This is a genomic window from Corynebacterium gallinarum, assembly GCF_014837045.1.
In the GTDB taxonomy this organism is placed as follows: Bacteria; Actinomycetota; Actinomycetes; order Mycobacteriales; family Mycobacteriaceae; genus Corynebacterium; species Corynebacterium gallinarum.
The window spans coordinates 395280-421168 of record NZ_JACSPR010000001.1 but is presented as its reverse complement, the minus strand read 5'-3'; the positions used below and the strand labels follow the sequence as shown (position 1 = coordinate 421168).

20 protein-coding genes are annotated in these 25889 nt (G+C 63.2%); 11 read left to right on the top strand and 9 right to left on the bottom strand.

Going from position 1 to position 25889, the window contains the following annotated elements:
- Positions 1–249: 249 nt before the first annotated feature.
- A complete protein-coding gene (locus H9627_RS01835) occupies positions 250–1386 on the top strand; it encodes a hypothetical protein (RefSeq protein WP_225213350.1) in 1137 nt (378 codons plus the stop codon).
- 25 nt (positions 1387–1411) lie between these two features.
- Positions 1412–1984, top strand: coding sequence for an isopentenyl-diphosphate Delta-isomerase (gene idi, locus H9627_RS01830; protein ID WP_191732310.1), 573 nt, complete (start codon positions 1412–1414; stop codon positions 1982–1984).
- 85 nt (positions 1985–2069) lie between these two features.
- On the opposite strand, the gene H9627_RS01825 is transcribed toward idi, so the two are convergent.
- The 3 genes from H9627_RS01825 to H9627_RS01815 all read right to left on the bottom strand — a co-directional run bounded on the left by H9627_RS01825 (position 2070) and on the right by H9627_RS01815 (position 6287).
- On the bottom strand, positions 2070–3158 hold the full coding sequence (locus tag H9627_RS01825) for a phosphotransferase (protein ID WP_191732309.1): 1089 nt from the start codon (positions 3156–3158) through the stop codon (positions 2070–2072).
- A complete protein-coding gene (treS, locus tag H9627_RS01820) occupies positions 3155–4948 on the bottom strand; it encodes a maltose alpha-D-glucosyltransferase (protein WP_191732308.1) in 1794 nt (597 codons plus the stop codon). The genes H9627_RS01825 and treS overlap by 4 nt, the downstream gene beginning before the upstream one ends.
- A 73-nt stretch (positions 4949–5021) precedes the next feature.
- Positions 5022–6287: a carboxylesterase family protein gene (locus H9627_RS01815; protein WP_191732307.1), complete on the bottom strand. Its 1266-nt coding sequence runs from the start codon at positions 6285–6287 to the stop codon at positions 5022–5024.
- Positions 6288–7232: 945 nt separating this feature from the next.
- On the opposite strand from H9627_RS01815, the gene H9627_RS01810 reads away from it, so the two are divergent.
- From H9627_RS01810 to H9627_RS01800, 3 genes are read left to right on the top strand one after another with little or no spacing between them, the layout of a single operon-like run.
- Positions 7233–9269 carry a M3 family metallopeptidase gene (locus H9627_RS01810; RefSeq protein WP_191732306.1) on the top strand — a complete coding sequence of 679 codons (2037 nt, stop codon included), beginning with the start codon at positions 7233–7235 and terminating at the stop codon, positions 9267–9269.
- Positions 9270–9309: 40 nt separating this feature from the next.
- Complete coding sequence (locus H9627_RS01805) at positions 9310–9564, top strand: hypothetical protein (protein WP_191732305.1); 255 nt, start codon at positions 9310–9312, stop codon at positions 9562–9564.
- An 18-nt stretch (positions 9565–9582) separates the two neighbouring features.
- A complete protein-coding gene (locus H9627_RS01800; RefSeq protein ID WP_191732304.1) occupies positions 9583–9723 on the top strand; it encodes a hypothetical protein in 141 nt (46 codons plus the stop codon).
- Between the two features lie 910 nt (positions 9724–10633).
- On the opposite strand, the gene H9627_RS01795 is transcribed toward H9627_RS01800, so the two are convergent.
- Entirely contained in the window at positions 10634–11023 is a 390-nt protein-coding gene (locus tag H9627_RS01795) for a MerR family transcriptional regulator (RefSeq protein ID WP_191732303.1), read from the bottom strand.
- Between the two features lie 164 nt (positions 11024–11187).
- Here H9627_RS01795 and H9627_RS01790 point away from each other — a divergent pair, with 164 nt between their 5' ends.
- Positions 11188–12738, top strand: coding sequence for a SulP family inorganic anion transporter (locus tag H9627_RS01790; RefSeq protein ID WP_191732302.1), 1551 nt, complete (start codon positions 11188–11190; stop codon positions 12736–12738).
- 3 nt (positions 12739–12741) lie between these two features.
- On the opposite strand, the gene H9627_RS01785 is transcribed toward H9627_RS01790, so the two are convergent.
- From H9627_RS01785 to malQ, 4 genes are all read right to left on the bottom strand, one after another.
- Entirely contained in the window at positions 12742–13050 is a 309-nt protein-coding gene (locus H9627_RS01785; RefSeq protein WP_191732301.1) for a CHY zinc finger protein, read from the bottom strand.
- Positions 13051–13061: 11 nt separating this feature from the next.
- Complete coding sequence (fmdA, locus tag H9627_RS01780) at positions 13062–14459, bottom strand: formamidase (protein WP_191732300.1); 1398 nt, start codon at positions 14457–14459, stop codon at positions 13062–13064.
- A gap of 84 nt (positions 14460–14543) precedes the next feature.
- Positions 14544–16409, bottom strand: a complete 1866-nt coding sequence (locus tag H9627_RS01775; RefSeq protein ID WP_191732299.1) for an ABC transporter ATP-binding protein — start codon at positions 16407–16409, stop codon at positions 14544–14546.
- A 159-nt stretch (positions 16410–16568) separates the two neighbouring features.
- Positions 16569–18695 (bottom strand): 4-alpha-glucanotransferase, encoded by a 2127-nt coding sequence (gene malQ / locus H9627_RS01770; RefSeq protein ID WP_191732298.1) that lies wholly within the window; start codon positions 18693–18695, stop codon positions 16569–16571.
- Positions 18696–19020: 325 nt separating this feature from the next.
- Here malQ and H9627_RS01765 point away from each other — a divergent pair, with 325 nt between their 5' ends.
- From H9627_RS01765 to H9627_RS01755, 3 genes are all read left to right on the top strand, one after another.
- Positions 19021–20871 carry an AMP-dependent synthetase/ligase gene (locus tag H9627_RS01765; RefSeq protein ID WP_191732297.1) on the top strand — a complete coding sequence of 617 codons (1851 nt, stop codon included), beginning with the start codon at positions 19021–19023 and terminating at the stop codon, positions 20869–20871.
- Between the two features lie 13 nt (positions 20872–20884).
- Positions 20885–21262: a hypothetical protein gene (locus tag H9627_RS01760; protein ID WP_191732296.1), complete on the top strand. Its 378-nt coding sequence runs from the start codon at positions 20885–20887 to the stop codon at positions 21260–21262.
- Between the two features lie 192 nt (positions 21263–21454).
- The gene (locus tag H9627_RS01755) at positions 21455–22132 is read left to right on the top strand and encodes a hypothetical protein (RefSeq protein ID WP_191732464.1); all 678 of its coding nucleotides are present in this window, start codon (positions 21455–21457) and stop codon (positions 22130–22132) included.
- A gap of 64 nt (positions 22133–22196) precedes the next feature.
- On the opposite strand, the gene H9627_RS01750 is transcribed toward H9627_RS01755, so the two are convergent.
- Positions 22197–22865, bottom strand: coding sequence for a hypothetical protein (locus H9627_RS01750; RefSeq protein WP_225213349.1), 669 nt, complete (start codon positions 22863–22865; stop codon positions 22197–22199).
- Between the two features lie 99 nt (positions 22866–22964).
- On the opposite strand from H9627_RS01750, the gene hemW reads away from it, so the two are divergent.
- The gene (gene hemW, locus H9627_RS01745) at positions 22965–24161 is read left to right on the top strand and encodes a radical SAM family heme chaperone HemW (RefSeq protein WP_191732294.1); all 1197 of its coding nucleotides are present in this window, start codon (positions 22965–22967) and stop codon (positions 24159–24161) included.
- Positions 24162–24802: 641 nt separating this feature from the next.
- Complete coding sequence (hrcA, locus tag H9627_RS01740) at positions 24803–25831, top strand: heat-inducible transcriptional repressor HrcA (protein ID WP_191732293.1); 1029 nt, start codon at positions 24803–24805, stop codon at positions 25829–25831.
- The last annotated feature ends 58 nt before the right edge of the window (positions 25832–25889 follow it).

Here is a 25889-nt window from a genome sequence, read left to right as displayed (position 1 = left end):
CTGAACAGCCAGGATGAGATATTCGCACGGGGGATGGACATTGCAGATATAGGTGGGCATGTGGGGGAGGAGGCGGTGTCGTTTCCTGAACGGCCGGCACCGAGGTTTGATTCTTTCTCATTCACACCACCTGTGGTGGTCGCACCGAATTCGCTTGATCAGCTGTGCAGTGACTTTTCCGGAACCAACTCGGGGGCGGTTTCGGCGGCACAGAGTTCGTGGACCACGATGGCGTCCACGATCTCGGAGGTGTCTGCGTCATTGGATCGCGTGGCGGGTGAACTGTTGGCGAGCAATGCGGGGGAGGTGTTCGAGCAGGCGTCGGCACGCATAGCGGAGGTGGCGGAAGCCGGGTCGGTGTTCTCCCAGAACGCGCGGGAGATGTCCCGGTCGGTGGGGACGCTGAACCAGATCTACATGGGGCACAAGATGAGCGTGTTCATGGCGGCGGCGTCGATAGCCATGATCAAGGAACCGGCCGAGCGTGCCGCCGCGGAGAGCGCCTACCTGGCGTCGTTCCAGTCCGCGTTCCAGGGGGATGTCCGGGCGGGTGTGCCGGGTATTGACAATCTGATGCGCGTCAAGGGTGCCGACGGAAGCGGCGGGGGACTCGCCCTGGGGATGTCGGATATCGCGGGCAGTGGCACCGGGTTCACCACCCACGGTCTGACCCCTCAGGGGTTCTCGGCAGCCACTGGTGGTGGAACAGCAGCTGCCCATTCCGTGGGCGCGGGTGATTTCGGGGCTGTGGCTGACAACCTCGGTGGCATGGAGGTCGGTGATCTGCAGACATCGACCGCATCGGTGGGGGCCGCCGGGTCCACGTTGAGCAACGCCTCCGGTATGTCCGGTGTCGGTGCCCTGAACTCCCCCGCAGGTGGTGGGGCCATGGCTGCCGCACCCTTCATGGGGATGAACGGGCGCCATGGTGCAAACGCCGGGCAGCGGTTCTCCAACGCGGGTCTCAACCCGATGAACTCCCGTACCCAGAGTGCATCGGCAATGGGGCCGATGGGCCCCATGATGGGCTCGGCGGGTGCAGGTGGCGGGGCAGGTGTCGGCGGTGTGGGTGCTGCGGGAAGTAACACCCACCGCGGCGGGATGCGGCAGGCCCTGACGCCACAATCCGGTAATTCCGCCTCCGCTGCGGGGGCGCAGACCCCCTCCGGGATAATGACGGGTGGGGTGGGTAAGGCGTCGCAAAGCACCGCGCGCCCGATGATGCCGATGATGCCCATGGGCGGTGCGGGAGGCGCACAACCCAAGAACACCGGGAAGGTGAAAACGGTGACGTCCGCGGTGGAGCAGGACGCCAATCTGGCGGCGCTGCTCGGGGACCGGGGGCCGGTTGTGCCCGGCGTCATTGGCGATTGGGTGAGGCGCTGACTTCAGGGTTGCTAAGCTGGTGGGCATGACAAATGAGGAAGAACTGGTCGTGCTTGCCGACGAGGAGGGCAACGCCATCGGCACCGCCCCGAAGGCAACGGTTCATACTACTGATACCCCCCTGCATTTCGCGTTCTCCAGCTACATCCTCAACCCACGGGGTGAACTGCTGGTGACCCGGCGAGCACTGAGCAAGAAGACCTGGCCCGGTGTGTGGACCAACTCCATGTGTGGTCACCCGGCACCGGATGAGACGAATGCGGATGCGATCCGTCGTCGCGGCGTGTCCGAGCTCGGCCTGGACTTCGGATCCTTCCTGGATATTCAGGCTGTTCTCACCGACTACCGTTACCGTGCCGAGGATTCCACCGGCATCGTGGAATGGGAGATCTGCCCCGTCCATCTGGTGCGTCTCGCCGTGGGTGAATTCGTTGAGCCCCTGCCCGACGAGGTGGAGGAGTTCGCCTGGGAGGAGCCGCAGAAGGTCTTCGATGCGGTGGATGCCACCCCGTTCGTCTTCTCCCCCTGGATGGTGGACCAGCTTTCCCACCCTGAACTGCGTCAGGCCATCCTGGAGGCCTTCGACCCGGAGGCATAGAGGCCGGTAAAGCAACAGATGGGCCCGGGGTCGGTGTATGTACGCACCGGCCCCGGGCCCATCGCTGTCCTGCAGGTGGCGGTTTCTAGCCCAGCACCTGCTTCACCGCCGCGAGTGGGATATGCACCCAGTCGGGGCGGTTGTTGATTTCGTAGGCCACCTCGTAGAGTGCCTTGTCCAGGATGTAGACATCGAGAAGCTGCTGGTCCAGCTCCATCGTGCCGTAACCCTCGAGGAAGGCGATTGTGGCCTCGGCACCCCACTGCTCGTGGGTGCCGTCGAAGTGGGCGGCGTAGTCGATGGACCGCAGCATGCCCGCCACATCGCGCAGCGGGGAGTCTGGGAGTTTACGTTCCGCCAGGGGGCGGGCGGGTTCACCCTCGAAATCGATGAGGATGTAGCGGTCCGCGGTGCGCAGTGTCTGGCCCAGGTGCAGGTCACCGTGGATGCGCTGGAGATCGATCTCCCCGCGCAGCTCCCGGTACACCGCTGCCGCTGCCTCCCGGTATTCGGCCAGCTCCGGGGCCTGTTTGATCAGCCCGTCGAGGCGGGCGGTCAACCCGTCGGCCACTGTCTCCGCGGGGACGGATGAGGTGCCGAACTCCCTGGCCAGCGCCATGTGGACCGACGCGGTGGCCTCGCCCAGCATGCGGGCGTCCTCGGCGAAGCTGCCGGTCACGGTAGTGAGGGCATGTTTCCAGCCGTCGGTGCCCGGGATGAACTGCTGGGTCATCACCAGGGTGTGCTCCTCACCATCGAGCTCGGTGGAGGCGTACCCCAGCACCGGGGCCACATGTGGGCAGTCGGGGATCCGGCCGAGCAGTTCCACATCGGGGTTGAGGCCGGGTTCGATCTTGCGGAAGTACTTGACCATCACATCGCCTGCCACCAGGGAGGTGTTGGACTGCTCTCCGCGCAGCGGCTTGTAGGGACCTTCAGGGAAGGGGGCCTCGGAGTGCCAGACACCCAGGCCCTCGCGGATCTCGTCGACGTGATCGGCGAGTCGGTCGCGCCCCTCGGAGTCCACGAAGAGCTGATACAGGACGTCATTGACTCGGGCGAGCACGAGCGTGTGCTCGCCGTATTCCTTCTCCAGGACGATATCCACATCGGTGATGGTCTGGGATTTCGCACCGTAGAAGCGTTCATTCACAATGTGTTCTGCAATGCTCATTCCTCCTCCTCACCCGTGAGATCGAGCCAGAAGAACCCATGCGGTGCCAGGGTGAACACGCACTGGCGTTCGCCGATGGTGGGGAAGTACTGTCCACCGGAGACCTCACGCGGGGTGATGCCGGCGAATTCGCTGAGGTCCAGGGCCACCGCCTGCGGCAGCTTCGACATGTTGTTCACACACAGAATGGTCTGGCCCTTGTACTCACGCAGGAAGGTCAGCACCGCCTCGTTGGTGGAGTCGATCTCCCGGTAGGTGCCCTTGCCGAAGGCCCGGTACTGCTTACGGATCATGATCTGGTTGCGGATCCACTGCAGCAGGGAGTTCTCCTGCTTGAGCTGGGTCTCCACGTTGACCTGGGCGTAGCCGAAGCGGTCATTCTGGATCGCCGGAAGATAGAGACGCTCCGGATCCGCCTTGGAGAAACCACCGTTGCGGTCATTGGACCACTGCATGGGGGTGCGCACGCCATCGCGGTCCGGCAGCCAGATGTTGTCGCCCATGCCGATCTCATCGCCGTAGTACAACACGGGGGAACCGGGCAGGGACAGCAACAGGCCGTGCAGCAGTTCGAGCTGGTTGCGGTCGCCGTCGACAAGCGTTGCTAGTCGACGCCTGATACCCACGTTCGCGCGCATGCGGGGCTCGGGGGCGAACTGCTGGTACATGTAGGCGCGCTCCTCCTCGGACACCATCTCGAGGGTCAACTCGTCATGGTTGCGCAGGAAGATACCCCACTGGGCGGTCTTGGGGATGTCCGGGGTGTGCTCGAGGATCTCACTGACCGGGGTACGCGAACCCTGGCGCACACCCATGAAGATGCGGGGCATGAGGGGGAAATGGAAGGCCATGTGGCACTCATCGCCCTTCTCCTTCTCACCGAAGTACTCGACCACGTCATGGGGCCACTGGTTGGCCTCTGCCAGGACGATGCGACCTGGGTACTCCTCATCGATCACCTGACGGCAGCGCTTGAGGAAGTCATGGGTCTCCGGCAGGTTCTCGCCGTTGGTGCCCTCGCGCTCGAACAGGTAGGGCACGGCATCCAGGCGGAAACCGTCCAGACCCAGGTCCAGCCAGAAGCGCAGTACATCAATCATCGCCTCCTGCACCGCCGGGTTGTCATAGTTCAGGTCCGGCTGGTGGGAGAAGAAACGGTGCCAGTAGTACTGCTTGCGCACCGGATCATAGGTCCAGTTGGATTCCTCCGTGTCGACGAAGATGATGCGGGCTTCCTTGTACATCTCCGGATCATCACCCCAGACATAGAAGTCACCGTAGGGGCCGTCCGGATCCGTCCGGGACTGCTGAAACCACGGATGCTGATCGGAGGTGTGGTTCATCACCAGGTCGGTGATCACACGCAGACCACGGCGGTGGGCCTGGTCGACCAGCTCAACGAAATCATCCACCGTGCCGAACTCCGGCAGGATCTCACGGAAATTGCGGATGTCATACCCGCCATCACGCAGGGGTGAGTCGTAGAAGGGCGGCACCCAGATGCAGTCCACACCCAACCACTGGATGTAATCGAGCTTCTCCGTCAGACCCTTCAGGGTTCCGGAACCGGTGTTGTCCGGGTCGTAGAAGGCGCGCACCAGCACCTCATAGAACACGGCGTCCTTGTACCATTCGCGGTCATGTTTCTCCCAGGGCTGTTCACCGGGGGCCGGGGTGGGAGTGTGGAACTCCTCCGACTCATGCTCAATGATGAAGCCCTCGGCATCGACTACCGGGCGGGCGGTGCTCTCTGGGATCAGGTCCGAACTCAAGGGGGTAGTGTCAGTCATACCCACTAGGGTAGAGACATTTTCAGCCTCTCGTCGACCCGCTGTTTTGTGCTATAAGAACGCCCCAGCCCGCCTACAGCACCCGGCCACCGAGCCCCTCCACAGGTGTTTCCCGCTGCGGCAGGAACGAGGTACGCACCAGGTTCAACGGGTCGCGCACCACCTCCGGTTCGCCATCAACCAGCGACAACGCCGCCCGATCCTCCGGCGAGTACTGCGGCCACGACGGCGTTTCACCACGGGCGAAGGATGCGATGATGCGGTGGGCCGCGGTGTCACGGACGAAGATCTCCGCGAGATCATCACAGTGCCTGCCCGGGAATTCAATCCACCAGCCCTTCTCCGTCTGGGCCACATAACTCCGGATCATGGAATCACCGATCATGCGGCCAACCACACGGTCATCGATGCGCCGCGCCCGGCTGATATACGACTCCGGAACCGAAACCCCCAACATCCGCGCCGCCAGGCGGGGCCCGAACCGCCTGCGATCCAGGGAAATGCCCGTGGCATGGTTGTACATCTCATCCCGGGTGGAGGTGATGATCAGATCAATGTCGGCGAGTTCATCAGGGTCATAACCGGTGGGGCCGAGCGCCAGGTCGTAGAAATAACGACGGGCGAAACGCTGATAGGCACGATCCAGTCGCTGGGGATCAATTTTCGCCAGGGCATCACGGGTGACGGGGCGGCCGAGGGTGCGTCGTAAAGCTCCCTTACGTTTGGCGAACGACCCGCGCGGGAAGCTCGGCGACAACGCCACCACCCGTCGGAACGCCCCGCGGTAATGATCGCGCCGGGCCAACCACAGCACCATGCCCCCGCCGGCGGACTGGCCCATCAGCGTCACACTTGTGGGATCACCGCCGAAATGCTCAATATTCTTCTGCACCCACTCCAAGGCCAGCACACAGTCATCGGTGCCGCGGTAATGATTCGGCTCATCATCATGGAAAGGCACAAACCCCTCCAACCCCAGACGGTAGGAGATCTCCACCACCACAAACCCACGGCTGGTGAAAAACAACGGATCATGCCGCGGATCAAAACGCGTGCCCGAGTGATACCCACCGCCGTGGATGAACACGATCACCGGGTAATCCGCCCCGAACCTGACCTCCGGCGTGGACACCGTCAGGTGCAGACCATCATGGGTGCCCGTGGCATCGATCCGCAACGGCTCGAGGCGCTGCGCATCCTGGAAACGCTCAGCCCGGGCATAGGGGATCGAGCGGAAGTAGGGGATGCTGTGGGTGCCACCGCGGGGATCATCCAGTGCTGTGAAGGAGACGAGTTCACCGGTGATGGTGCCAGCGGGGCAGGAGACCGTAACAGACATGGGTCCAACCCTAGCAACTGGCTGCGCGGGGGAGCGGGGTGTCGGCCTGGCCTCCTGTTTGGGCCTGTTGCGGGGTGGGGGTTCGACTTTTTCGACACAGCGCGGGTGTTTGCGGGTGGCTGTGTCGATTTTTTCATGATTCCCCGGCACCCGGGTTCGACTTTTTCGACACGCTGGCCCCTCCGCCGGTGGTGTGTGTCGAAAAATGCTAACCCCGCACCAGAAGCCGCCCAACCGCCCCGGAAAAGCGTCCTCCCAGGTTCCCGTTTAAGCCCCTGGCAAACGCTCAGGCAGGGTAGAGGTCATCCAGCCCCGTCCGAGGCCTGTGATCGCCTGTGCGGAGCAGTTGCGGGGTGGGGGTTCGACTTTTTCGACACAGCGCGGGTGTTTGCGGGTGGCTGTGTCGATTTTTTCATGATTCCCCGGCACCCGGGTTCGACTTTTTCGACACGCTGGCCCCTCCGCCGGTGGTGTGTGTCGAAAAATGCTAACCCCGCACCAGAAGCCGCCCAACCGCCCCGGAAAAGCGTCCTCCCAGGTTCCCGTTTAAGCCCCTGGCAAACGCTCAGGCAGGGTAGAGGTCATCCAGCCCCGTCCGAGGCCTGTGATCGCCTGTGCGGAGCAGTTGCGGGGTGGGGGTTCGACTTTTTCGACACAGCGCGGGTGTTTGCGGGTGGCTGTGTCGATTTTTTTACGCTTCCCTGGCACCCTGGTTCGACTTTTTCGACACGCTGGCCCCTCCGCCGGTGGTGTGTGTCGGAAAATGCTAACCCCGCACCAGAAGCCCCCCAACCGCCCCGGAAAAGTGCCCTCCCAGATTCCCGTTTAAGCCCCTGGCAAACGCTCAGGCAGGGTAGAGGTCATCCAGCCATATCCAGCGCCTCTGATCGCCTTGTGCGCCCACATCGTCTGCCCCCGCCCCCAACGCAGCTAGGATCGAGCCCTATGAGTGTTGATGCCCTGCTGACCGCAAGTACCCTGCCCTACCAGCTGCCTGATTTCGCCGCGATCGAGACCGCTGATTTCCTCCCCGCCTTCGAGATCGCCCTGGCCGAACACAAGGCGGAGATCGAGGGCATTACCGCAACCCCGGAGCCCGCGACCTGGGAAAACACCATTGAGGCGCTGGAGCGGGCGGGCCAGCCGCTCAACCGTGTGGCCGCGGTGTTCTTCAACCTGCAGGGCACCGATTCCTCCGATGAGATGGATGCCATCGCCCAGGAGATCGCCCCGAAGCTGGCGGCGCACTATGACGCGATCTACCACAATTCCGCGCTGTTCCAGCGCCTCGAGTCCCTGACAGCCCCGGCCGATGAGGAGTCCGAGCGCCTGCTGGCGCACACCCTGCGTGCTTTTCGACGCCGCGGTGCCGCCCTCGACGCCCCCGGCAAGGCCCGCCTGTCGGAGATCAACCAACGCCTTTCCACCCTCTCCGAACAGTTCGGCCGGAACCTGCTGAAGGACACCCGTGATCTGGCGGTCTCCTTCGACGACTCCGAGCTGGATGGTTTCAGCCCATCCCGGGTGGAGGCGGCCGCAGCCTACGCCGGGAACCTTGGTCGTGAGGGGTATGTGGTTCCCCTGGAGCTGCCCACCGTGCAGGCCGAGCAGGCGGTCCTGACCTCACCTGATGCCCGCGCGAAACTCTATGAGGCCTCCCAGAAGCGGGGGCAGGAATCCAACACCGAGGTGCTCCTGGAGACCGTCCGTCTGCGTGCCGAGCGTGCCCAGCTGCTGGGTTATCACACGCATGCTGATTACGTCATCGAGGAGGAGACCGCCGATGATGTCGATGCCGTGCGCGGACTCCTCTATGACCTCGCACCCAGCGCCGCCTCCAACGCGCGGGCGGAGTACAAGCTGTCCGCCGAGGAGGCGGAGGCCACCGGGCAGAAGGTGGAGGCCGCGGACTGGCCGTTCTGGGAGGCTCGGGTGCGCGAACGCGATTACGCCCTTGATGATGCCGAGTTGCGCAACTACTTCCCTCTGTCCCGCGTGCTGGAGGATGGCGTGTTCTACTCAGCCAACCGGCTCTACGGCATCAGCGTCGAAAAGCGCCCCGACCTGCAGGGATACGCCGAGGGCGTGGACGTGTGGGAGGTGAAGGACCACGACGGTTCCGGCATCGGCCTGCTGCTCACCGACTATTTCGGTCGCCCATCCAAGCGTGGTGGCGCCTGGATGAGCAGCTTCGTGGACCAGTCCCGTCTGCTGGGCACCAAACCGGTGGTGGTCAATGTCATGGGCATCACCAAGCCGACCTCCGGGGAGGCACTGCTGTCCCTGGATGAGGTGACCACCCTGTTCCATGAATTCGGTCATGGTCTGCACGGGCTGCTCTCCGATGTGCGCTACCCGAGCTTCTCTGGCACCTCGGTGCCCCGGGATTATGTGGAGTTCCCCTCCCAGATCAACGAGAACTGGGCTTTCGACCCGGCTGTGGTGCGCAACTACGCCCACCACCACGAGACCGGCGAGGTCATCCCCGATGAGATGCTCGCGGCCATCGAGGCCTCCCGTCAGTTCGGGCAGGGGTTCGCCACGTCCGAATACCTGGCTGCCTCCATCATCGATCTGGCCTGGCACTCCCTGACCCCGGAGGAGGCAGCCGCGGTCACCGACATTGAACAGTTCGAGCAAGATGCCCTGCAGCGTGCCGGCCTGGACGTGGACAATGTCGCCCCGCGCTACCGTTCGACCTACTTCAACCACATCTTCGCCGGTGGTTACTCCGCTGGCTACTACTCCTATCTGTGGGCTGAGGCCCTGGATGCGGACGGTTTCGACTGGTTCACCGAGACCGGTGCAGCAGGGGAGCAGGCATCGCAGGCCACCGCCCGCGAAGCCGGTCAGAAGTTCCGTGATCTGGTGCTCTCCCGTGGTGCGGCCGCCGACTACACCCGTTCCTTCGAGACCCTGCGCGGCCGGGCCAAGGACATTCAGCCGTTGCTGCGTCGCCGTGGCCTGGCAGGTGCGATCTAGACTCCCGGGATGCTGTTTGGGCGGTGTATGGTTTTAAGCCATGACCGCCTTCCTCGACTGGATCTCCCAGCACCTGACCACGGCACCGCTGTGGATCCAGTCGCCGATCGTGATCCTGGGTGCGGTGCTGGTCTGTGCGCTGCTGTCCGTGCCATTGCTCGGAGGTGTGGATTTCCTCTGGGCCTGGACGGTGCGTATCGCCAGCGGAGACAGAACACAAAGGCCACACCGGGGGCAGGGCCCGCGCAGGAAGCCCGGCGGAACACACATCATCAGCGAAACCCGACCTACCTAAAGGACATCAGAGAAACTCATGGCTAACCCAGAAGAGCTCCGCAAGCGCGACCAGGAGCTGCCGAAGCGTAAGCGCAAGTACCCGCAGTCGCGCGTGACCCAGGCGCTCGTGCTCCTGCTGGCCATCGTGATCATCGCCTGGCTGGTGTCCCTGTTCTAACCACCACGCTTATCGACGCCCGGCCCCGCCCCACATCCGTACCGGATGCAGGGCGGGGCCGGTTCCTTTATGCGGAAGCCCGTAGTTGATAATGAACGAGTCTCAATATTTCACTAGATCTTGATTTCAGGCGTAGGAGAGATCCCTGCCAGTGACATCAGGTGCCACGCGGAGTTTCCGGGACAACCGTTGCCACTGTTAAGTCCCGAAAGGAATCGCTCTCCGTGAAGCTCCGAACCTATCTTCTTTCCTTTGTCGCCCTTGGATCCTTGTGCATCTCAGCCTGTTCCAATACGACTGCAGAAGACACCTCTGATCCCACGTCTAGCGCCCCTGCTACCTCCAGCAGCATGATCCCGTCTGCCACGGAACCCAGTCCAACCGTGGTGGACTCCACGTCAGAGACAATCCCGATTGTGAGCACTTCCCCTGATCCTTCTCCCGTTCCTGTTCTAGAACCACAAACCACCACTGCACCATCGGCATCCTCGACTACCTGGTTCCCCGAGCCTGACAGTCCTTTTGGGGCAGAGTGTTTCTCCGGATCATCTGAGCTGTGGCCAGCGAATGTCGACCAGCGCAGCGGGTGCCGTCCGATTCTGGGCAAACACGCCTTGGCGGAGTCTCTAGAGTTTTCCGTTGAAGTGGAAATATCAGTGGAACCTCATGCGGTTGAATGTCTAAGCGGAACTCCCGGGCCCACTCTGATGTCCGATGGCAGCGTTCAGCACACCGAAGACTGCTATCAGCAGGGCATCTCAGCTCCTGGATATGCGGATGAGGGGGAGCTCGTCAACAGGTACTGGCAGTGCATGGAGAACGGGGGAGAAACAGAAGTCTGCCGGGAGTGGGCGCATTCCTTTTAATATTCGCGACCACCGCCAAAACACGATGGTGAGTCGCATGGGGCTCAGGACTCCAGGCCGGTGACCAGTTCGAGGAATTCCTCGGCGTATCCGAGTTGCTTGAGTAGCTTCTCGTAGCGGTTGCGGGTCTCCTCGCGGATGTCGGCCAGGGTGGTCTCCGCCTGTTTCCGTTCGGCGGCAGGAATGCCGTCGGGGTTCTGGATGATTTCGGCGGCGTCGAGGAACTCACGCATCTGATCGAGGGTGAAGCCCAGCGGTTTCATGCGTCGAACCAGCAGGATCCGGCGGAGGTCGTCCTGGCTGTAGAGGCGGAAGCCTCCGGGGCTGCGGGCGGAGGAGGTGATCAGGCCGTGGCTGTCGTAGTGGCGCAGGGTGGTGGCGGACAGTCCCGTGAGTTCGGTGACCTCACCGATCTTCAAGCCGTTGTCGTCCATGACTGTTCTCCTCCACTGTGGCCCTGGTCATAAAACCGGGTTGGTGCTTTGACGGGTAAACGGGCTCCCGCTACGGTATTCACGGTCACCAACCTTCAAGTTACTAGAGGGTTGGATTTCCCCTTCGGGCGTTGTGCCCTCCATATTCTCATGATCGGATACCCATGACTGAAACTAACACGGCGGGTTCGAGACCCACACCCGCCTCCTCGGAAGCGCTGCCGCCAAACGGGGTGGTGGCATCCTTCCGCTATGCCTTTTCTTCGATGACCCGGTTGCGCACTGAGGTGTTCGCCGGCCTGGCGGTGTCCCTGGCACTGATCCCGGAGGCGATCGCCTTTTCCATCCTCGCCGGAGTGGACGCCTCACTGGGGTTGTTTGCCTCGGTGATCATGGCGGTTGTCATCTCCTTCACCGGTGGCAGGCCCGCGATGATCACGGCGGCCACCGGTGCCGTCGCACTGGTCATTGCACCGGTGGTCCGGGATCACGGCGTCAACTACTTCATTGCCACGGTCCTGTTGGCGGGGGTGTTCCAGATCGTGTTGGCCCTTTTGGGGGTGGCCAAACTCCAACGCTTCATCCCGCGGTCGGTGATGCTCGGTTTCGTCAACGCCCTGGGCATCCTCATCTTCGTCGCCCAGCTTGAACATCTCATTGATGTGCCCTGGTTGGTCTACCCGCTGTTCGCCCTGGGCCTGGTAATCATGGTCTTCTTCCCCAAACTCACCTCGATCGTGCCCGCCCCGCTGATCACCATCGTGGTGCTCACCGCTCTGGTGGTGGCGGCGGGGTTCACCGTGCCCACCGTGTCAGACACCGGTGAGATGCCAGATTCCCTGCCGTCGTTGTTGATCCCCGATGTTCCCTACACGGTGGAAACCCTGCAGATCATCGCACCCTATGCGCTCGGCATGGCGATTGTCGGCCTCATGGAATCACTGATGACCGCCAAGCTTGTCGACGACATCACCGACACCCATTCAGACAAGACCCGGGAATCCTGGGGCCAGGGTGTGGCCAATATCGTCTCTGGTCTCTTCGGCGGCATGGGTGGGTGCGCCATGATCGGCCAGACCATGATCAACGTCCGCGAGTCCGGGGCCCGCACCCGGTTGTCCACCCTGCTGTCCGGGGTGTTCCTGCTCATCTTCATCGTGGTCCTGGGTGATATCGTCGGAATGATCCCCATGGCCGCCCTGGTGGCCATCATGGTCATCGTGTCCCTGGGCACCATCGACTGGCATTCCATCCACCCACGCACCCTGAAGTTCATGCCGCTGTCCGAGACCACCGTCATGGTCGTGACCGTGGTCGCCACCCTGGCCACCAACAACCTGGCCATCGGCGTGGTGCTGGGCGTGGTGACCGCGATGATCATGTTCGCCCGTCGGGTGGCACACCTGGCGCACATCGAGATGGTGGAGGCACTCGATGTGGACAAGGACGGCACCATTGACATCCGCACCTACCGCGTGTACGGCCAGCTGTTCTGGGCATCGTCCAATGACCTGGTCTACCAGTTCGACTACAACGACGAGGCCGACCACATCATCATCGACATGGCCGCGGCGGAGATCTGGGATGCCTCCACGGTGGCCACCCTGGATTCCATCACCCAGAAATTCCAGGATCGCGGCAAGACGGTGGAGATCATCGGACTGGACGGCCCGAGTAGGGAACGTCTGGCGAAGCTCTCCGGCAAACTGAACTAGCTTCTACACCTCGAAATATAGCGGGGCGTGCAGGAAACAACCCGGGTTGAACAGGTGGTCACAGGCCGGGCAGGCCGATGCCTGCGAATACACGTGGTAGCCCATGACGTGTCCGCAGGCACCACACAGCACCGAATCTGGGGCATCGGTGCTCATCTGCCCGAAGGGGTGATCGGCTAGTTCATCATGGCAGCGGTGGCAGGCGAAGAAACCACCGCAGGTGGCACACCGGTTGGCGACCACATCGCGGGCACCACCGTAATGGGCGCAGCGGCCGCGGGCGTCGATAAGCACACCGTGAATCCTGCTCATGCGGTCACAGCCTACCGTGCGAACAGACTACGTAGCTTGCCGAAGACCATGCTGGCCGGACGGGCGGCCTGACCACCGAGGCGCCGTGCAGAGGGCAGCAGTGCGCGCTTATTCTTCGGAATCGCCCGCAGGACATCATCCTCGGGGAGGAGATCGGCGTCGGCACGTGGTGGGTGCAGGGTGGAGACCACCTGATGCGGGCCGTCGGTGCTGGGTCGGATGTCGAAGTCGAAGATATCCGTGGGGAGATAGAGCGTGGCGCAGGCATTGGGGATGTCCACCACACTCGACAGATGCGCCTCGATGGGGGCCGCACCCAGCAGAAGGTAGGCCTGTTCGCGGGAGTAACCGAAAGCGGTCAGGTAGTCGATCGCGTGCAAACATGCCCGCTGGTAGGCCAGGTAAGGGTCGAGATAATGCTGCTTGTCATCCTCGGTGACGGAGATCCCGGAAAACGAGATCCAATCCTCGTGGCGGGGTGCCTCTGTGCCGGGGACGAAGATGGCATTCTCAGTGATGTTGTAGGTTTCCATGCCACCCGGGATGATGTCGACGTGCAGGTCAATGTGACCGCCCATTTCGATGGCACCACACAGGGTGATCTCACCGTCGCCCTGCGAGAAGTGCAGGTCACCCACCGAGAGGTTCGCGCCCGCGACGAAGACGGGGTAGAAGACACGGCTGCCGCGGGTGAGATCCTTGATGTCCTGGTTGCCGCCGTTCTCCCTCGGCGGGGTGGTCTGCGCGGCCACGCTGGCCACCAGAGCCGCCTTGGCATCCGAGAGCTGTCCCAGCAGCGCCCCCTTCGGCAGCGGAGGCAGTGCATAGGGTGGCACCCGCAACGGACGCCGGGCCACCAGCGTTGCCTCCCGCTTATTCCACCTCGCCAGCAGCTCAGGCGAGGGGGCCGTGCCCATCACACCGGGGTGGGGCGCGCCCTGGAAAGACACCCCGGGGATGTGACGTGAGGTGGCGCGTCCATCCCGGAAATCCCAGATCGCCTTGTGGGCATCAGGGAAATGCTCGTGGAGGAAACCACCACCGTGGGAAGGTGCGAAGATGCCGGTATACCCCCATCCCTGGCCGGCCAGATCCCCTGGCTCCTCGGCTCCCGACATCGGAGCCACATCGACGATATCCACAACCAGGAGATCCCCGGGTTTGGCACCCTCCACGCGGAACGGTCCCGAAAGGGGGTGACCGATGTGGAAGGGGGCAGTGAGGACGTCCTCGGCGGATTCGTCGTTACGCACCGCGCCGTCGAACCAGTCGCGACAGTCGACGCGGAAGGTCTCCCCGGGCCGGATGGTCTCCACCGGGGGGATCTCCGGATGCCACCGGTTATGGCCCAGGTGATCCTGATGATGGAAGGGTTTGGATGGGTCCAGTTGGAAGAGTGGCTTGGTCATGGGACCCATAATAGAGACCGCATGTGACCTGGGGCACCCGACTGGGGAGTCTGCCACCCTCCAGCGGTTACCAACCGTGGTGTGTCAGTCCGTCTCCTCCACCGGCGCATCCCCGGTGAAACCGAAGGACCGCAGGCGCTCACGGTCGGCCTCGGCGGTGGACTGGGTCAGGCGCAGCAGTTCGGCGTAGATACCACCGGAGACCGCCAGTTCGGCGGGGGAGCCGATCTCATCAACTGCACCGTCGCGGATGGTCACGATGGTGTCCACATCGGCGATGGTGGACAGGCGGTGGGCGATCATGAGGGTGGTGCGGTTGGCCATCAGCTGTTCCAGACCCGCCTGCACGGCGCGTTCGGATTTGGTGTCCAGGGCGGAGGTCGCCTCATCCAGCACCAGCACCGGGGCGTCCTTGAGCATGGCGCGCGCCACGGCCACGCGCTGTTTCTGCCCACCGGACAGCTTCAGGCCACGCTCTCCGATGACGGTGTCATAACCGTCGGGGAAGGCCTCGATGAACTCATGGGCGTTGGCCTTCTTCGCCACAGCCACAATTTCATCCAGGCTGGCACCGGGCCGTCCGTAGGCGATGTTCTCCGCGATCGAACCGGAGAACAGGCTGGCATCCTGGAACACCACGCCCACCGAGGCGCGCAGTTTCTCGGTGGTCAGGGATGCAACATCCTCACCACAGACCATCATCCGACCGGCACTGGGTTCATAGAGCCCCAGCAGGAGGTTGACCAGTGTGGATTTACCACCACCGGATTCACCAACGAGTGCGATGCGTTCGCCGTGCCGGGCCTGGATGGTGACATCCCGGATCACCGGTTTGTTCTCCTCATAGGCGAAGGTGATGTTCTCGAATTTCAGGGCGGGCTCAGCCGGGGGCAGAGGCTCCGGCACCGTCAGAGTCAGGGCCGGGGTATCGGAGGTTTCCGTCGTGCGCACCAGTTCCTTATTGGCGGTGGGTTCGACCGGCTCGCTCATGACATCGAAGTAGTCCCTGGAACCGGCGACGGCACGCTGCGCGGCATCGACGATGAAGCTCATCATGAACACCGGCTGCTTGGCCATGTTGACCAGCTGGATGAGCAGGACCATATCACCCAGGGAGAAAAAACCGTTGAGGGTGCGGTAGAAGAGCATGAGGTAGATGCCCAGGAAGATGAGGTTCAGCGCCGCACCACGCAGGAAGTCCATGCGGTGCCACCAGTTGGACTGCGGGCGCGCAACGGTGACCACCGTGCCATACCGGCTGCCGAAATCATCCAGTTCACGGGTCTCGGAGACAAAGCTCTTGACCACCTTCATCTGACCGACCACCTCGGCGAAGCGGCCGTTGGCCAGGTCGATCTGGGCGTTCTTCTCCCGCTCCATCTTCTGCCAGCGCACCGAGGTCAGCGCCGTCACCCACATGTAGATGGGAAACAGCAGGGCCAGCAGGACGGTCAGCGGCCAGTAGAACACGGCGGTGATGATCAACACCGCCACCATGGTGATGATCATGGGGAAGAAGTTATTGGAAAACCCCTTCATGAACTGGGTGATGCCCGTGATGGAGCGGTCCAGGCGGGCGATGATGGTGCCGGTGACCTGGTTGTCGAAGTACTTCTGCGGCAGCGCCAGCAGCTTGGCGTAGTAACGGGTGGACAGGATCTGCCGCATCCGCTCGGACATGATGTCACCGAGGTAGCCACCCACATTGGACATCAGGGTGTTGAGGATATCGGCCACGAAGAGGGCAACCGCCAGCACCAGGATGGTCTGCGTGACGGACTCCACCGTGACATCACCCCGCAATGCGGAGACGATCGTGTCGGTGGCCTCACGGAGAATGAACGGGGAGACCAGCGACAGACCGGCCACCACGATGGAGGCCAGCACGATGCCGAGGTAGTAGGGCCACAGGGCGGACGTGGATTTGAGGATGCGTCCAAGCAGTCGCATGACAGGCAGGCCTTCTTCTTTTCAATTCTTCTTCAATTCGATCAAACAGTCGATCTCATTGTTTATCACACACCCGGGGATCACAAGACGGCGGCGCCCAACGCGAAACGCCCGGGAGGAGATCACCCCGGGCGTCGATAAGCGTTCGTTGAGCGGTTCCTAGTGGCGCTCGGCCGCATCTGAGACGACGCGGTAGAGCGGGTGCTCACGCAGCGCCTCGATGGTGACCGGGGTGCCCTCGTTGTCACACAGCGGAATGCACCAGTTGGGGTACATGTCGCGGGTGGTGCCGGGCTGGTTCTGGGCGCGCTTGTCACCGACCATGTCCACCAGTGACACACAGGTCAGAGCCGACGGGGTGCCGGCCACGAAGCGGTGCAGGCCCGCCAGCAGCTCCGCGAGCTCACCACGTTCGGTGCGCTCCAGGCCCACATAGGTGCCGCCCTCAGCCACGGGCAGCGCACCGGCGGCTGCGACCACGTCGAGGATCTCCGCCTGCCACTGCAGGTCCTCCTCGTGCTCAACGGCCGGGTCGCGGGTGAGCACGCCGAGGCGGTCACGCAGGTCGATGTGCTCACCGGCGAGGTAACCCGCGGTGGGCGGCAGATCATGGGTGGTCACCGAGGTCAGTGCCAGCGGACGGTACTCCTCCTGATGACGGGGACCGGTGTGCTTCGCGGAATGCTCGAACCACAGGATGGAGGTGCCCATGATGCCACGGCTGGCCAGCACGTCCTGGACCCATGGTTCGAAGGTACCCAGGTCCTCGCCGATGACGACGGCGTCGGCAAGCTCGGCCTCCAGGGCCAGGATGCCCACCAGTGCGTCATGGTCGAAGTTGAGGTAGGTGCCGGTCGCGGGCGATTCCATGCGGGGCATGACAAACAGGCGGAAAAGGCCCAGGATGTGGTCCACGCGGATGCCGCCGGAATGGCGCAGCACGGTGCGCAGCAGGTTACGCCACGGGATGTAGCCCTCCTCGGCGAGCCTGGTCGGGTTCCATGGTGGCTGGGACCAGTCCTGGCCCTGCTGGTTGTAGCCGTCCGGCGGGGCGCCCACCGAGATGTCCGGCGCGAGCACATGGGCGAGGTTCTGGGAATCCGCGCCACCGGGGTGCACGCCGACGGCCAGGTCGGCCATGATGCCAATTGACATACCGGAGTCCACCGCGCGCTTCTGGGCGGCGGCCAGCTGCTCATCGCACAACCACTGCAGCCACATGTAGAACGTGGTCAGTTCATCTCGGTCCGGTTCGGCGCGGTGCGCGGAGGCCAGCTGGGTGGCTTCCCGCTCAGCGCACCAGGACGCGAAATCAACCAGTCCCTGACCCTCCTGCTCCACGAAGTCGCGGAAGGCCCGGTCGCGTTCGGGGGAGCGCTCGATGCGGAAGATCTCGTGCAGCACCTGCAGCTTCGCCTCGAAGATCGGGTTGCGCTCGATGATGTCGGGGGTGAAGTTCTCCTCGCGGAACTCGTCGGCAAGCTCGGCGACCTCATCCCGCAGATCGACCGGGAGCTGGTTGAACTCCGGGATGTCCTCCACGCGGAGGTAGATCGGGTTGATGAACCGGCGGGTGGTGGGCAGGTACGGGGAATCCTCGGTGGGTGGCAGGGGTTCCGCGGCGTGGAGCGGGTTGATGAGGAGGAAATCGGTGCCGTCGACGGCCAGCACGCTGGCGAGGTGACCCAGGTCGTTGAAATCACCCATGCTCCACGACAGGTTGGAGCGCACGGAGTAGATCTGCGCCATGACGCCGGTGCGGGGTGATTCCAGGTACTTGTCCGCGGTGGACAGACGCTCCGGGGTGATGATCAGCCCGCAGGTCGCGGTCTGCTCCCCGGAGGTCAGACGCAGCTGGTGCCAGCCGAGCGGCAGGTCAGCGGGGAGCTTGAAGCTCGCCTCGCCCCAGGTGGTGCCGTCCACCTCGCGCGGCGGCGTCCAGTTGTCCACCTGGTGTGCTTCTCGACGCTCGCCCGATTCAAACTCAATGTGCACCTCTGCGGGCGCACCCTCGTGCACATGGACGGGGAAGACCACCTCATCACCCTGCACCGCCACCACACACGGCGGCAGGGGACGGGAGAACTCCCTGTCGTGGAATCGTTCGATGGCGGCGTTGATGGTCCCATCCGACGGCTCCCCCTCACCCAGATCCACGTCAAGGGCGCGGAGAACCTTGATCAGTGTGTCATCACTGACCGCAATGTCGGCGCCCTTGTAATCCGTGTATGAGGTGGAGATGCCGTACAGGCCGGCCAGGTCTTGTAAAGGTCCTCGTGCAGTCACAAGTTAACATCATGCCACTCAAATCCACTTTCGACAGCTTAACGGCTTTGAAATGACCATTGTTGTCCTAAACTGCTGTTCAGGTCCTGCTGGAAGTGAAAGGAAACGGGTAGATTTGGGGACAAACCAATACGGTGCCGGTCGTTCAACGAGGTGACCCTGGTTGTCCCTGCCGGAGCTGGTACTGAAACACTATGGATTAATGAACCAATAGGCCTGGGGGAGCACACCTCCGGGCGGAGGCCGGGGCCCACACACCCCAGGGACTCCGGTGCCCGGTTGCATCCGGGGTGACCCAACAACACACGGAAGGCGAGAACACGAAATGACTTCAGCGTCCCAACCCAGGGAATTCACGGTCGAGGCCGAATACACCATCGGGGAGAACGAGACCTGTCTGACCGCCCTCATCGACCAGGTCAAGACCCGCCCCTACGGTGTGTTGTTCACCCGGCCCGCGAACTTCGAGTGGGTCAATGTCACCGCCCAGGAATTCCTCGACGAGGTCTTCGCCGTGGCCAAGGGCATCATCGCCACCGGCGTGGAACAGGGCGACCGCGTGGCCCTACTCGCCGACACCCGCTACGAGTGGTCCGTTCTCGACTACGCCATCTGGGCCGCCGGCGCCGTCAGCGTCCCGATCTACAGCTCCTCCTCCCTGTCCCAGGTGCAGTGGATCATCGAGGACTCCGGTGCATCCCTGGCGATCACCGAGACCCCCGATCACACCGACCTGATGAAACACCTCGTACTCACCGAGGACGGCACCCCGGCGCTCAAGGGGTCCACCTCCAGGCTGCGCCGCATCCTGGAGATCAACTCCTCCGCACTGGACACCCTCAGGTTCGAGGGCCGCGAGCTTGCCGACGACCTGGTCCACGAACGCATTGCAGCCACCCGGTCCTCCGACCTGGCCTCCCTGGTGTACACCTCCGGCACCACCGGGCGCCCCAAGGGCTGCGAACTGACCCACCACAACTGGCTGGCCGAGGTCCGGGCCCTGCTGACCCACCCGGTCGGTGCCATCGCGGTGCCCGGGTCCCGGGTACTCACCTTCCTGCCATTGGCCCACGTGCTGGCGCGTGCGGTGTCCCTGGCGTTCACCATCGGCGGCGCCACCCAGTCCCACTGGTCCGATTTCTCCACCCTGGCACTGGAACTGCAGCGTGCCCGCCCGAACCTGATCCTCGGTGTGCCGCGTGTGTTCGAGAAGGTCCGCAACTCCGCTGCGGCCAATGCTGCCGACGGTGGCCCGATCAAGGCCGCGCTGTTCGCCCGCGCGGAGAAGGCCGCCATCGACTACTCCCGTGCACAGGACACCGAGGAGGGCCCCGGCCGCGCACTGTCCGCCGCCCACAAGGTCTTCGATCGTCTCATCTACGCCAAGATCCGCGCCGCCGTGGGTAACTCCGTGCACTACGCCGTGACCGGTGGCTCCGCCATGAGCCATGATCTCCTGCACTTCTACCGTGGCATCGGCATCCCGATCTATGAGGGCTACGGTCTGACGGAGACCGCCGCGGCCGCCGCGATCGACTTCGAGGACCAGAAGATCGGCACCGTGGGCAAGCCCCTGCCGGGCATGACCGTCCGCATCAACGACGAGGGCGAGATCCTGCTCAATGGACAGATGCTCTTCCGCGGGTACTGGAACAACCCGAAGGCCACCGCGGAATCCATCATCGATGGTTGGTTCAACACCGGTGACCTGGGTGAACTGCTCGACTCCGGGCATCTGGTGATCACCGGACGCAAGAAGGACCTCATCGTCACCGCCGGCGGCAAGAATGTCTCACCCGGGCCACTGGAGGACATCATCCGGGCCCACCCGCTGATCAGCCAGGCGATGGTTGTCGGCGACGGCAAACCCTTCGTGGGCCTGCTGGTCACCCTTGATCCCGATGCGCTCAAGCGGTGGAAACTCAACCGCAACATCCCCGAGTCCCGGACCATCGAGGAGCTGGCCACCGAGCCGGCCCTGCGCGGTGAGATCCAGGATGCCATCAACAACGCCAACGCCACCGTCTCCCACTCCGAGGCCATCAAGCGGTTCTACATCCTCGACCGCGACCTCACCGAGGAAGACGATGAGCTGACCCCGACCCTCAAGGTCAAGCGCAATGTGGTCTACCGCCGCTACGCCGACGCCATCGAACACATCTACCGCGGAAAGTAGAGGATCGACCACAGTGGATGAGATCCAGTTCAACTGGGATGGTGCCGCCTGGCAGCAGGCGGAGGTGGGCTCGGAGCCGGAACGGTTCGCCCTCGGAATCATGGACGAGTTCGCCTATATCGCCGCCACCGGTTCCGCAGGGGATCCTGAGTTCTTCACCCTCGGTTCCAACCCCGGTCTGGCCTTCGGGGATCCCGAATGGCTGTTCGCCCAGGATAATCCCGCCTATGTGGTGGACTGCCTCGGGTTGGGGGAGGAGCGACGGGACGCGGTGCTCCCGGTGGTGGAGCGGTATCTGTCCCGGCTGGATGACACCGAGCCCCGGGGTGAACCCCGGGAGATTCTCGCTCAGCTGGTGGCTGCGATGGGGCTGCCCGCGCTGCCCAGGTAGCGGCCGGATGGTGGCCGGGTGGTTCAGCTGACGGCGGAGTTGCGGACGGATGAGGATTTCTCGGCGTGCCTGCCGACAATTCCAAGCCAATTCACATAGAGTCAAAACCCGTTAGAGAAACTCTCAAGTGTTACTTGAGAGTCTCGTGTGATTCCTGAGGCTGAATGCAAGAAAGGATGTGTGCTGGACACCATGGGCACCACCACCGCGCAACTGCGCCACCGCGAACTCACCCAGGAGATCTACAACATCGGCGATGAGGTCGCCGACTACATCGAACACATCATGGAGGCCATCTCGGACTGGGATGATGAACTGGTCGATGACTGCCTCGCCGAATTCGAGGAGATCATCGCCGAGGCCCGTGATGATTCCCGAACCGTGGTGGCGGAACTGCTGGGACTGCGCCACGCACTGACCTCAGGTCTGCGTCAGGGCACCGTAAGTGCCCGCTCAGCAGTCCGGGTGGGGCTCACCCAGCCGGAGCGCATCACCGCCTCCCAGCTGGAGGACACCCACCCCATCGGTGAGATCGTCATGGTCGGTGACATGGCGGCCGCGCTCAACGCCCGCACCGAGGCGATCGTCGCGCACCTGGAACAGGTGGTGGACTGGGTTCTGGCGCAGACCGCCTGCGCGGCCGATGATCTCGATGCGGTGTCACTGCCCATGGTCTACGGACGGGTGGCCGATGATGTGTGCACCTCCACCCGCGCCTGGCTGGACGTGGTCGCCGATGCGCACCCTGACTATGTCTGGACCAAGCGGGGATGCAATCCTCCCTCGTTCCTCCTGGAACGCGCCCGCATCGATTCGGTGGTGGCGCGTGTGGCGGAGCGGATGCAGGACAAACGCGGACAGGTCTCCTAGGGCTCGAACACATAAAGCCACATCCCCGATCAGGGATGTGGCTTTATGCGTTTTCTACAGGCCCTCAGGATTTGAACAGGTGGGTCATGAACGGCAGCTGGGGCAGGCGGAAGGCGATGTCGGAGATCAGGCGTGCCAGCGGGGAGGCGGGCTCAGCCTCCGTTGTGCCGGAACGCGGATACTCCACGGTGACGGAGAAGCTGTCCAGCTGACCGTGCGCATCGGAGATGGTGAAGACCGGGCTGATGGTGGCACCCGTGGTGAAATCAGACGGCACGAATACGATGATCGACTGATCCTGCAGGATCACGGTGTCGAAGGTGGCGAACTGGGCGGGGGTCTCAATGGTGAGATCCCGGTAGACGCGGTCACCCTCGAATTTCACGTGAAGAGTCTGCCCGGGTTCCGCCACGACATCACGCCACATGCCACGGTCAGTGGCACCCTTATCCGTGCCGGTGCTGTCAGCAACCTGAGCACCGTTGGTGGGACGCGGGGCTGCTTCCGCCTCGGAGGTCGGGGTTGGGGTGGCTGAGGAACTGGCCTCGGCTGCAGCATCCGCCACGGCATCCGCAACGGACCGCGAGGACGGATTCACACCGGCCGGACTGATCGTGGTGCTGTGAGCTGCGGTTTCAATGGTGACGGGGGACGCTGCTTCATGCGCAGAGCAGGGGGCGACACCCGCCAGCAAAGCTATTGTGAGTGTCGCGACCACCGTCATCCGTTTCATGCTCTGCACTTTACTACTTTCTTGGCAATTTCGTATAGCCCAGCTTGGTTCCGCCTGTAGATTCTGCCGAAAAAGGCCCACCCACTACTGTTGGGTGCTATGTCAGTTCCTCGCTCAGTCTTCGGTGTCTATATCCATGTCCCCTTCTGTTCCACCCGGTGCGGGTACTGCGATTTCAACACCTACACGGCGGGCGAACTGGGCAGCACCGCCGGGCCGGATACCTATCTTGATGCCCTCGAGGTGGAACTGGAGATGGCCGTCGCCCGGCTCGCCGCAGCTCATGAGGCCGATCCCGCGCAACCGGGCCCCCGCCCCGCGGAGACCGTCTTCATTGGCGGTGGCACACCCTCACTGATCGGGGCGGACGGGCTCACCCGGGTGCTCTCCGGCATCCGCAACACCTTCGGCCTGGCCCCGGGTGCGGAGATCACCACCGAATCCAACCCGGAGTCCACCTCGCCTGAGTTTTTCGAGGCCCTGCGTGAGTCCGGGTACAACCGTATTTCGCTGGGGATGCAGTCGGCGTCGTCAAGCGTGCTTAGGGTGCTGGACCGCCAGCACACCCCGGGCAGGCCGGTGGACGCCGCGAAGGAGGCCCGCGCGGCCGGTTTCGACCACGTCAACCTCGACATGATCTACGGCACCCCCACCGAAACCGACGATGATGTGCGCAAAACCCTCGACGCCGTGCTCGAGGCGGACGTGGATCATGTCTCCGCCTACTCCCTCATCGTGGAGGACGGCACCGCCATGGCCCGCAAGGTCCGCCGCGGCGAGCTGCCCGCCCCCGACGACGATGTCTACGCCGACCGCTACGAGATGATCGACCAGCGCCTCCGCGCCAACGGCTTCGACTGGTACGAGGTGTCCAACTGGGCGAAACCCGGCGGGGAATGCCGCCACAACATGGGGTACTGGGTCGACGGCGACTGGTGGGGTGCCGGCCCCGGCGCGCATTCGCACATCGGCGACCACCGTTTCTACAACGTCAAACACCCCGCCAGGTACTCCGCGCAGATCGCGGGCGGGGAGCTGCCGATCATGGATTCCGAACTCCTCACCGCCGAGGACCACCACACCGAACGCGTCATGCTGGGGCTGCGCCTCAAGCAGGGGCTGCCCGCCGGGATCTTCTCCCCGGCAGCCCACCAGGTCATCGATCGTTACATCGAGCGTGGTCTGCTGCACCGGGTGGGCGGCAACGTTGCGGTCACCGACGCCGGGCGCCTGCTTGCCGACGGCATCATCGCCGACATCCTCCTCGCCGAGGACGATGACCTTACCGTCTCCTGAGTGGGTGCGGATTTAAGACGCTGGGGATCGCCATATGGGCGCGGTTATGGCCAGGCGCCGTTCGACCGCTCAGGCGGCAATGTGGGGCGTTGGTTTTTCCGTCGGTTTTCTCGGGGTGGTGAGGCCTGTTCGACTTTTTCGACACACCGGGTCCGGTGCGTGGCTCCTGTGTCGGAATAGTCGAACCCGGGGACCGCGTGCACGCGATTATTTCGACACACCCCACCCGGATGCCCGTGCCCGTGTCGAAAAAGTCGAACCCGCCCACCTGCCACCCCATTTCAGTGCACGGCACCCCACCGCGGAGCGGATTTAACGCGTCGAGCATTGCCTGATGGGTTCGGACATGGCCGGGCGCACTTCAACCGCTCAGGCGGCGATCTGGGAGGGCGACTTTTCCGGCCACCCGCCGAAGAAAACCGGGTGCCTTCTAATTTTTCGACACAATCCCGCGGCCACAGTGCCCCTGTGTCGGAATAGTCGAACTCCACCTCCGCCCACACGCGATTTTCTCGACACACCCCACCCGGATGCCCATGCCTGTGTCGAAAAAGTCGAACCCCGCCCACCTGCCACCGCCCAGCCGGGGTTCTCTCGACGGACTCTCATTAATAATGAGCAAGTCCAGTAAGGTACTGGATATGGCTAGTGCAACGGAGAAACGCAGATATGAGGTCCTGCGGGCCATCGTCGCCGACTACATCGAATCCCAGGAGCCTGTGGGTTCCAAGGCGCTGTTGGAGCGCCACAAGCTCAATGTCAGTTCTGCGACGATCCGCAATGACATGTCGGTTCTTGAATCAGACGGTTATATCGTGCAGGAGCATTCCAGCTCAGGCCGCGTGCCCACGGAGAAGGGCTACCGTCTGTTTGTGAACTCCATCCACGACATCAAGCCGCTGTCGTTGGCGGAGCGTCGCGCGATCCTCGGTTTCCTCGAGGGGGGAGTGGATCTGGAGGATGTGCTGCGGCGGTCGGTGCAGCTGTTGTCGCAGTTGACTCACCAGGCGGCGGTGGTGCAGCTACCCACGTTGAAAACCTCCCGGGTGAAGCACTGTGAGGTGGTGCCGCTGTCGCCGGTGCGTCTGTTGTTGGTGCTGATCACGGATACCGGTCGTGTGGATCAGCGCAATGTGGAGCTCGATGAGCCGCTGGAGGCCGATAAGGTCACGGTGCTCAAGGATCTGCTTAATGGTGCGTTGGCGGAGAAGACCCTCACGGATGCCTCGGAGGCCCTGCAGGAGCTCAGCCACAACGCCCCCTCGGATATCCGCAGCACCATGGAGAAATGCAGTGGTGTCCTGGTGGCGACGCTGGTGGAGCAGCCCTCCGACCGGCTCATTCTCGCCGGTGCCAGCAACCTCACGCGCCTGACGCGGGAAACCGCCGCGAGTGTGCCGATGGTGCTGGAGGCGCTGGAGGAACAGGTGGTCATGTTGAAGCTGTTGTCCAATGTCACGGATCTGGATCATGTCACGGTGCACATCGGTGAGGAGAATGAGGATGTGCAGCTGCGCAGCGCCTCGGTGGTGACCACGGGGTATGGTTCCCCGGGTAACACCCTGGGTGGTCTGGGAGTGGTGGGGCCCACATACATGGACTATCCGGGAACAATCTCGAAGGTGTCGGCCGTTGCTAAATATGTCGGTCGGGTACTGGCGGGCGAATAAGCCCGCTATACTAGGCCATTTGTTCACCTATTCGCGATAAATCTTCACTCATAAGGGA